This is a genomic window from uncultured Ligilactobacillus sp. (assembly GCF_948826705.1).
Lineage (GTDB): Bacteria > Bacillota > Bacilli > Lactobacillales > Lactobacillaceae > Ligilactobacillus.
The window spans coordinates 1-8,310 of sequence record NZ_CAQLEL010000116.1 but is presented as its reverse complement, the minus strand read 5'-3'; the positions used below and the strand labels follow the sequence as shown (position 1 = coordinate 8,310).

General features: G+C 41.0%; 11 protein-coding genes. 8 read left to right on the top strand and 3 right to left on the bottom strand.

The window, feature by feature from the left end; genetic code table 11:
• The 4 genes from Q9Q35_RS08515 to Q9Q35_RS08500 form a co-directional block, all read left to right on the top strand.
• Positions 1 to 550, top strand: a 550-nt coding sequence (locus Q9Q35_RS08515) for a rhomboid family intramembrane serine protease (protein WP_304652982.1), incomplete at its 5' end; no start/stop codon positions are given.
• A gap of 19 nt (positions 551 to 569) precedes the next feature.
• Positions 570 to 785 carry a YqgQ family protein gene (locus Q9Q35_RS08510; protein ID WP_004047356.1) on the top strand — a complete coding sequence of 72 codons (216 nt, stop codon included), beginning with the start codon at positions 570 to 572 and terminating at the stop codon, positions 783 to 785.
• A gap of 20 nt (positions 786 to 805) precedes the next feature.
• Positions 806 to 1,765, top strand: coding sequence for an ROK family glucokinase (locus tag Q9Q35_RS08505; protein ID WP_304652981.1), 960 nt, complete (start codon positions 806 to 808; stop codon positions 1,763 to 1,765).
• A 64-nt stretch (positions 1,766 to 1,829) separates the two neighbouring features.
• The gene (locus tag Q9Q35_RS08500) at positions 1,830 to 2,249 is read left to right on the top strand and encodes a rhodanese-like domain-containing protein (RefSeq protein WP_304652980.1); all 420 of its coding nucleotides are present in this window, start codon (positions 1,830 to 1,832) and stop codon (positions 2,247 to 2,249) included.
• Positions 2,250 to 2,433: 184 nt separating this feature from the next.
• Here Q9Q35_RS08500 and Q9Q35_RS08495 read toward each other — a convergent pair whose 3' ends face one another.
• The 3 genes from Q9Q35_RS08495 to Q9Q35_RS08485 form a co-directional block, all read right to left on the bottom strand.
• A complete protein-coding gene (locus tag Q9Q35_RS08495; protein ID WP_304652979.1) occupies positions 2,434 to 3,240 on the bottom strand; it encodes an SPFH domain-containing protein in 807 nt (268 codons plus the stop codon).
• Positions 3,241 to 3,246: 6 nt separating this feature from the next.
• The gene (locus Q9Q35_RS08490) at positions 3,247 to 3,603 is read right to left on the bottom strand and encodes an Arc family DNA-binding protein (RefSeq protein WP_304652978.1); all 357 of its coding nucleotides are present in this window, start codon (positions 3,601 to 3,603) and stop codon (positions 3,247 to 3,249) included.
• Positions 3,604 to 3,718: 115 nt separating this feature from the next.
• Positions 3,719 to 3,895 carry a DUF3042 family protein gene (locus Q9Q35_RS08485; protein WP_004047366.1) on the bottom strand — a complete coding sequence of 59 codons (177 nt, stop codon included), beginning with the start codon at positions 3,893 to 3,895 and terminating at the stop codon, positions 3,719 to 3,721.
• Positions 3,896 to 4,033: 138 nt separating this feature from the next.
• On the opposite strand from Q9Q35_RS08485, the gene miaA reads away from it, so the two are divergent.
• From miaA to glnA, 4 genes are all read left to right on the top strand, one after another.
• Complete coding sequence (gene miaA, locus Q9Q35_RS08480; RefSeq protein ID WP_304652977.1) at positions 4,034 to 4,960, top strand: tRNA (adenosine(37)-N6)-dimethylallyltransferase MiaA; 927 nt, start codon at positions 4,034 to 4,036, stop codon at positions 4,958 to 4,960.
• A gap of 13 nt (positions 4,961 to 4,973) precedes the next feature.
• Positions 4,974 to 6,242: a methionine gamma-lyase family protein gene (locus tag Q9Q35_RS08475; protein WP_304652976.1), complete on the top strand. Its 1,269-nt coding sequence runs from the start codon at positions 4,974 to 4,976 to the stop codon at positions 6,240 to 6,242.
• Positions 6,243 to 6,384: 142 nt separating this feature from the next.
• A complete protein-coding gene (locus Q9Q35_RS08470; protein ID WP_289190388.1) occupies positions 6,385 to 6,771 on the top strand; it encodes a MerR family transcriptional regulator in 387 nt (128 codons plus the stop codon).
• Between the two features lie 23 nt (positions 6,772 to 6,794).
• Entirely contained in the window at positions 6,795 to 8,138 is a 1,344-nt protein-coding gene (gene glnA / locus Q9Q35_RS08465; protein WP_304652975.1) for a type I glutamate--ammonia ligase, read from the top strand.
• Positions 8,139 to 8,310: the final 172 nt, after the last annotated feature.

Here is an 8,310-nt window from a genome sequence, read left to right as displayed (position 1 = left end):
TAAATATAACCCTTTGATCATTCAAGGTGAGCTTTGGCGCTTGTTCACACCGATGTTTATTCATATCGGATTAGAGCATTTAGCCTTAAATCTATTGACATTGTATTTTCTGGGAGTACAGCTAGAACAGCTATTCGGCAAGTGGCGTTTTTTAGTCTTATATTTAATAAGTGGTGTGGGAGGCAACATTTTGAGTTTTGCGCTCTCAAACAATATTTCAGCAGGGGCAAGTACTTCTCTGTTTGGGCTTTTTGGCGCCTATTTGATGCTAGGAGAATCATTTAGACAGAACCAGTATATCAGAATGATCTCACGGCAATTTTTGGTTTTGATCGTACTTAACCTTGGTTTTGATCTCTTTGCAGGAGGTATAGATATCTGGGGACACTTAGGTGGACTCTTAGCCGGCTTCCTGACTTCTTATGCAGTCGGTGTACCTAATGTAGGATCTATTCCAAGGATGAAACGGATCGTTAGTGTTGTTGCTCTAGTAGTTGTATATGGATTATTGTTGCAAACCGGTTTCAATCATTGGCAATATCCAGTATAATTTTGAGGGAGAGGTTTTCATGAAGACGTTATATGATGTTCAACAGCTTTTGAAGCATTTCGGGATCTTTGTTTATGTTGGTAAAAGGCTTTGGGATATCGAATTGATGGCGATCGAGTTGGACAATTTATATAAAGCTGATGCGATCGATAAACAAGTCTTTTTGAGTGCCAAACTAGTCTTGACGCGGGAACACCGCATTGAGGAACAATACGAAGCAGCTAAGGATATTTAGATTTGAGGAGACATATTAGTATGGACAAGAAACTTATCGGCGTTGACCTTGGTGGGACAACGATCAAATTTGCAATTTTAACATCAGATGGTGAGATCCAACAAAAATGGAGTATTGAAACTAACATTTTAGATGAAGGTTCACATATCGTACCTGATATCATTGAATCGATCAACCATCACTTGAATTTATATGAAATGACACCAGACCAATTTATCGGTATTGGGATGGGGACACCAGGGACCGTTGATCGGGCTGCTGGAACGGTCGTTGGTGCTTACAACTTGAACTGGAAGACAGTTCAAAATGTTAAAGCTGAGATCGAAAAAGGTACAGGGATCAAGTTTGCGCTTGATAACGATGCTAACGTTGCTGCTTTAGGTGAACGTTGGAAAGGTGCGGGTGAAAATGCTGATAACGTTGCATTTATTACTTTAGGTACCGGTGTTGGTGGCGGTTTGATCGCTGATGGCAACTTGTTGCACGGTTTAGGCGCAGCGGGTGAAGTTGGTCATATCAACGTTCAACCTGATGGCTATCTTTGCACGTGTGGTAACAAAGGTTGTTTAGAAACTTATGCTTCAGCTACCGGTGTTGTACGGGTAGCACGTGATATGGCTGAAGAATTTGCAGGCGATTCTGAATTGAAGCGCGCTCTAGATAATGGTGAAGAGATCAGCTCAAAGATGGTCTTTGATCTAGCTAAACAAGATGATATCTTGGCTAAACGTGTTGTTGATCGGGTTTGTTATTACTTAGGGTTGGCAAGTGCTAATATCAGTAGTATTTTGCACCCGGAATATGTTGTTATCGGTGGCGGTGTTTCTGCTGCTGGTGATTTCTTATTGGATCAAGTTGAAGCTTACTTCAAGCAATTTGCATTCCCAACGATCCGCAATACGACAAAACTAAAATTAGCACAATTAGGTAACTCTGCTGGGGTTATCGGGGCTGCTTCTTTAGCTTTGGAATTTAAATAAACGTATTGATCAATTAAACAGTCTCGCTTTTGGGTGAGACTGTTTTAGTCTAGGAGGTTTTTTAATGAGTTTAGTATTGGGTGAAATTTCAGCATGGCTTTGGATCGACCTTGTTTTGGTCATTATCTTATTGTGGATGCTTGGTACACAACTATATTGGTGGTACCGGGGCAAAAAAGTTGCTCATATCGTTGAAAGCGATGAGTTCAAACAAGGCCTACGTAAAGGCCAAGTGATCGATCTACGCGATAGTGCAGAGTTTGGTCGCTCACATATTTTAGGGGCAAGAAATATGCCGTTTGCACAATTCAAGCTCTATGAAAATGCATTGCGTAAAGATGCACCAGTTTATCTCTATGATACGACTAAAGCGATGCCGATCCGGATCGCAGCTCGTTTGAAAAAAGAAGGATTTAATGACATCTACATTTTAAAGGGTGGCTACTCTAAATGGGATGGTAAAAAGAAAACTAAAAAAATTTAGTGGGTATGGGTGATAGCGATAAAGTTGTCACCCATATTTTTGTAAAAAATACGGCTGTAACAAAGTTTTTATTTGGCTTTTAAAACATCAAAAATACATAACTCCCAGCCGATAACAAAAACCGCTATGATGCTAAAATACACATCGTAGCGGTTTTTCGTGCTTTCCCACACTCTAGGGGACATTACTGGTCTAACATTTTTTTAATAACAGGTACTTGTCCTAGTTCGGTAATATCTTCTTTTGAAAGTACGACTAGATTAGTATCTGATTCAGCAAGGTTGGTAAAAGCGGTGATACTTTGATCTTTGAAGTAATTATCATCAACATTTTTTAAAGCTTCTTGGATCTTGGTGATCCGGTAACTTTCAGCGTCAGCCCGTGTTTTCGTTGCTTGGGCTTGAGCTTGTGCAGTTTCGACTAAGGCTTTATTTTTAGCGTCAGTCGTTAATTTGATGTTGCGGGCTTCCCCTTCGGCTCGAGCGATCGCAGCTACCCGCTCACGGTCGGCTGTTAACTGTTTGTCCATGGCTTTTTGGATCTCTTTTGAAGGGGTCAATTCATCAATGTTGACTCGATCGACATTGATCCCGTAAATATTTGTCAGATCTCCGATTGCATGTGCAAGCTCAGCATTGATCTTAGAGGTCGAACCTAACGCAGCGTTTAGATCCATTCGTCCGATGATATCGCGTAGATGCCCGCGAACTAGCTGAGCCATAGATTCCACAGAATCAGAGTTTTCATAAGTATACTTTTTAGCATCAGTAACGTGGTAGTTCAAAGTAACACTTGCCTCGATCTCGGCATTATCTTGCGTGATAACAGAATATTTTTGTAAACGCAGTGGATGCATAGCTAATTCAACTGTCCGGATCTTTTGAAAGAAAGGGACATAGAATTGTAAGCCAGCATCGACTGAACGTGAATATTTACCTAAGGTCTCAACGAGTCCCTTACAGTTTTGTCGAACGATCTTGATCCCAAACATAATGGTTCACTCCTCTTTATTATTAAGTGGTCGTAAAGTTAAGATATTCCCCACTGCTTCGATGATGATGTAGTCGTGACCGAGTTCTAAAGGTTGGTTACTTTCGATCAAGTAGCGATAATAGATGCCATCAACTTTGACTAGACCATCAAGTTCGTCGAATTGCCTAGCCGAAACGCGTTTACCTAAGAACATTCGTTTCTCCAAGGACTCAGAATTAGTGGGCTTAGTTAAAGATTCATCAACGATCGATTGCAATGTTGCATTGACACTTTTATTTTCTTCTTTAGCCTTCTTACTTAGTTTTTCTTTTAATGAAGTTGGCAACCGAAATAAGAAAGTCGTCATTTCATCTTTGTCCATAAGGAACCTCACTTAAAAAATATTTTAGCATTACGATATCATTATGATATCACTAAGACGTGATAAAGTAAATAAAAATACCCACTCCCAAAAAATGGAGTGGGTAGCTTATCTACTATCCTTGATGGGAAGAACGGCGTTTGCGCAATGCACGACGACGATGTTGATCCAACACTGCTTCGCGTTCTTCGATCGGTTCAACTACAGTCTTCTTGAATGCGTAAACACAACCTGCAACTGCACTAAAAGCAGTTAACGTGCCAACTAAGAAGCCTTTACCAAATGTCTTCATAGGGGAATTCCTCCTTTTTGAATTACTACTCCTATTATGAATGATTAGCCAAAAAATATCCAGTATTTAACTCTTTTGGCTAAAAAATATGATAGTATTAATCATGTGAATAAATTAGTCTTATAGAAAGGAAAGATAATGGCACAAAAGCTACTAATGATCGTGGGGCCAACTGCAGTGGGGAAAACGGCATTAGCTGTTGAATTAGCCCAAAAATTCAATGGTGAGGTCATCTCTGGGGATTCGATGCAGATCTATCGAGGTCTAGACATTGGGACGGCTAAAGTAACATCCGCAGAAATGCAGGGCATCAAGCATTATATGCTTGATATAAATGAGATCGATCAGCGCTTTTCTGTAGCTGATTTTATTGCGCATTGTAAACAAGATGTTCAAATGATCGCTAAAGAAGATAAACTACCGCTCTTAGCGGGAGGAACTGGTTTTTATCTTCACGCGTTATTAAATGATTTTAAATTGGGGCAGGATAGTTATGCTCAGGCTGAGACTGAACGCAACAAATGGCATGCTTTTGCGGCTGAACATGGGCAAAAAAAGTTATGGGAAAAATTAGCCCAGATCGACCCTAAAGCAGCAGCGAAGATCCCGTTTCAAAATGAACAACGGGTCGTGCGAGCTTTAGAGGTCTATGAAAAAACGGGGAATTTATTTTCCAGTCAGGCTGATCAAGAAAGTTTAGCTTACGACGCCTTGATCATCGGGTTGACGACGGAAAGAGCTTTATTATACGAACGGATCAATCAACGGGTCGATCTGATGTTAGAACAGGGATTGTTGGCAGAAGCCCGTTTTCTCTATGAGCAAGGCGGAGCTGAATTACCCCCGGGAAAAGGGATCGGATATAAGGAATTTTATCCATATTTTGAGGATAAGAGCACGCTTGAAGAGGCTGTCTTGGCAGTCAAACAAAATTCACGACGCTATGCCAAACGTCAATTGACATGGTTTCGCAATAAGATGGATGTTAATTGGTTTGATATCGTGCAACATCCAGCACAAAAAGAAAAAATCATTGAGTTAGTTACGGACTGGCTCGCAAAATAATGGAGGATTTTCAATGTTAAATTCATGGAAACAAAACTTACCAGAGGATCTGATCGCAAAGGTGGCAAAAGTCGATGAAAAGATCAGTGGCCACTTGCAAAAGATCGATGAACAAGTGCTCTACAATCAACAACGCTTGTTAAGCTTGTTTAGAAAACACCGGGTCGCTGAAGAAGATCTGGTCGGTTCAACTGGATATGGTTTTGATGATATAGGACGTGAAAAACTTGAAGCTATCTTTGCTGACTACTTTAAAGTCGATGATGCTTTAGTTCGTCCGCAACTTATCTCTGGGACACATGCGATCGCAACTGCTTTTTATGGTGTTTTACGTCCTAAAGATACTCTTTATTATATGACGGGGATGCCGTATGATACGATCCAACAAGTTATCGGTGTTGTGGGCGATAATCCTAAAACTCTTAAAGAATATGATATCAACTTTGATTACACTCCATTAAATGAACGAGGCAAAGTCGACTATGATGCGGTCAAAGAAAAATTACAAAATAATAAGTCGATCAAGATGGTCGCGATCCAACGTTCACGTGGTTATGCGACCCGCGATAGTTTCGTCGTTGATGAAGTTAAAGAAATGATCGAATTTGTAAAACAATATGCTCCAAATGCAATGATCTTCATCGATAATTGTTACGGCGAATTTTCAGAAACAACCGAACCATCATTTTACGGGGCAGATCTGATGGCGGGTTCGTTATTCAAAAATGCTGGTGCAGGGATCGCTAAGGGTGGTGCCTTTATCGTTGGGCGTAAAGACTTAGTGGCTCAGGCAGCTGCGCAACTTTATGCTCCTGGTTTAGGCAAGGCTGAAGGTCCAACTTGGGGATATCTACGTGATTTCTATCAAGGGGTCTTTATGGCACCACATACAACGGGTGAAGCGATCAAAGGTGCGATCTATACGGCAGCTTTACTAGAAGAACTTGGAATGGAGGTTTCGCCTAAATGGGATGCACCGCGAACAGATCTTGTCCAAACGGTCACATTTGGAAAGCCTGAACCGATGATCAAGTTTTGTGCTGCGATCCAGCATAATTCACCAATGAATGCCTTTGTTGATCCAGTGCCAAGTTATATGGATGGCTATGAAGATCAAGTTATTATGGCTTCCGGGAGCTTCACAGAAGGGTCGACGATCGAACTTTCCTCTGATGGTCCTTTGCGTGAACCATACTGTCTCTACATTCAAGGTGGGCTATCTTATGCGCATGTTAAATTAGCCGTCACGGCAGCTGCTAAAGAAGCATTTTATAAAGATTGATAAGTCAAAAGTCGGGTCTATACTCGGCTTTTTTTACTAAAAAAATAAATATCCATCATTCTATGTTATAAGATGTGACATAAGTAGTTGACAATGCAATTTAGAGTTGCTATGATAATGGAGTGATCCAAAGGAGGATGTTATGAAGGAAAAAGAGTTACGCCGTTCATTGGCTGTTTTGCCGATCGGGACGGTCATGAAACTTACCGACCTAACTGCACGGCAGATCCGCTATTATGAGGAACAGGGATTGGTCATACCTGAACGAAATGAAGGTAATCGTCGGATGTATTCGTTGAATAATATTGATAAATTATTAGAAGTCAAGGATTATTTGGCTGAGGGTATCAATATGGCTGGTATCAAGCAGATCTATGCTGAGCGAGCCCAAGAAGAGGCAAAACGCCAAGCTAAACGTGAAAAATCGCTGACAGATGCCGATGTTAGACGGATCTTGCACGATGAATTCGTGGCTGTCAGCGGTTTGAGTAAGCAAAATCAATTTTCTTTCCGAAATAACGGTCTCTAATCAAATTACAAGGAGCAATCAGTATGGCAAAACCTAGCTACACCAAAGATGAAATTCGTAAAATGGCAAAAGATGAGCATGTGCAATTTTTGCGCTTGATGTTCACTGATCTCTACGGTACGATCAAAAACGTGGAAGTTCCGATCAGCCAACTTGACAAAGTGTTAGATAACAAGATGATGTTTGATGGTTCTTCGATCGACGGCTTTGTGCGGATCGAAGAAAGCGATATGTGGCTTTATCCAGATCTATCAACCTGGTTGATCTTTCCGTGGGGAAGTGAGCACGGGAAAGTTGCACGCCTGATCTGTGAAGTTTACAATGCTGATCGAACACCATTCTATGGGGATCCAAGAAATAATTTGATCCGCATTTTGGACGAAATGAAAGAATTAGGCTTTACTGACTTCAACATTGGACCTGAACCAGAATTTTTCTTATTCAAATTGGATCCTGAAACAGGAAAACCAACCACACATCTAAATGACAAGGGAAGTTATTTTGACCTTGCTCCAGTCGACTTAGGCGAAAATTGTCGGCGTGATATCGTGTTGGAATTAGAAAAGTTGGGCTTTGATGTTGAAGCTTCACATCACGAAGTTGCTCCTGGTCAACATGAAGTTGATTTTAAATACGCAGATGCATTACATGCTTGTGATAATATCCAAACATTTAAACTAGTTGTTAAAACTGTAGCTAGAAAATATGGTCTACACGCAACATTTATGCCAAAACCACTTGATCGGATCAATGGATCAGGGATGCACTTGAATATGTCACTTTTCAATGAAAAGGGCAATGTTTTCTTCGACGAAAATGCTGAAGAGCAACTTTCCCAAGAAGCGCGCTATTTCTTGGGTGGCTTGATAAAGCATGCGCGTAATTATACAGCTGTCATGAATCCAACAGTCAACTCTTATAAGCGTTTAGTTCCAGGGTACGAAGCTCCAGTTTACGTAGCTTGGTCTGGTCATAACCGTTCACCGTTGATCCGTGTACCGATCGCTCGTGGTTTATCCACCCGGGTCGAATTACGCAGTGTTGATCCATCGGCTAATCCATATCTTGCAGTAGCTGCTGTCTTAGCGGCCGGGTTAGATGGTTTGAAAAATAAGATCGAACCACCAAAACCAGTTGACCGTAACATTTATGTTATGGGGGAAGAAGAACGCAAAGCCAACGGGATCGAGGATCTACCATCGACCTTGCATAATGCGCTAAAAGCCTTGCGAACTGATGAAGTGATCATCAATGCGATGGGGCCACACCTATACAACAACTTTATTGAAGCTAAACGTTTAGAGTGGGAGGCATATCGTCAAGAAGTCTCCCAATGGGAACGCGATCAATACCTAGAGCTGTATTGATCTAAAATATCAGTTAAAAAACCTGTCAATTGGCACTGGGGTCCGTCAAGTATACAGTTTAAATAGAAAAATAGTTTATGCGGTTTGAACGCGGAATTTTTCTGCGGTCAAGCCGTTTTTTGATGCATATGCACGTTGCGTGTTGAAATATTCAATAGATTCCTTTACTGAT

What these genes read in the sequence shown, in the direction of transcription:
- Q9Q35_RS08510 (WP_004047356.1), top strand. Translation starts at nt 570, where the DNA reads ATGAAGACGTTATATGATGTTCAACAGCTTTTGAAGCATTTCGGGATC.
- Q9Q35_RS08505 (WP_304652981.1), top strand. Translation starts at nt 806, where the DNA reads ATGGACAAGAAACTTATCGGCGTTGACCTTGGTGGGACAACGATCAAA.
- Q9Q35_RS08500 (WP_304652980.1), top strand. Translation starts at nt 1,830, where the DNA reads ATGAGTTTAGTATTGGGTGAAATTTCAGCATGGCTTTGGATCGACCTT.
- Q9Q35_RS08495 (WP_304652979.1), bottom strand. Translation starts at nt 3,240, where the DNA reads ATGTTTGGGATCAAGATCGTTCGACAAAACTGTAAGGGACTCGTTGAG.
- Q9Q35_RS08490 (WP_304652978.1), bottom strand. Translation starts at nt 3,603, where the DNA reads ATGGACAAAGATGAAATGACGACTTTCTTATTTCGGTTGCCAACTTCA.
- Q9Q35_RS08485 (WP_004047366.1), bottom strand. Translation starts at nt 3,895, where the DNA reads ATGAAGACATTTGGTAAAGGCTTCTTAGTTGGCACGTTAACTGCTTTT.
- miaA (WP_304652977.1), top strand. Translation starts at nt 4,034, where the DNA reads ATGGCACAAAAGCTACTAATGATCGTGGGGCCAACTGCAGTGGGGAAA.
- Q9Q35_RS08475 (WP_304652976.1), top strand. Translation starts at nt 4,974, where the DNA reads ATGTTAAATTCATGGAAACAAAACTTACCAGAGGATCTGATCGCAAAG.
- Q9Q35_RS08470 (WP_289190388.1), top strand. Translation starts at nt 6,385, where the DNA reads ATGAAGGAAAAAGAGTTACGCCGTTCATTGGCTGTTTTGCCGATCGGG.
- glnA (WP_304652975.1), top strand. Translation starts at nt 6,795, where the DNA reads ATGGCAAAACCTAGCTACACCAAAGATGAAATTCGTAAAATGGCAAAA.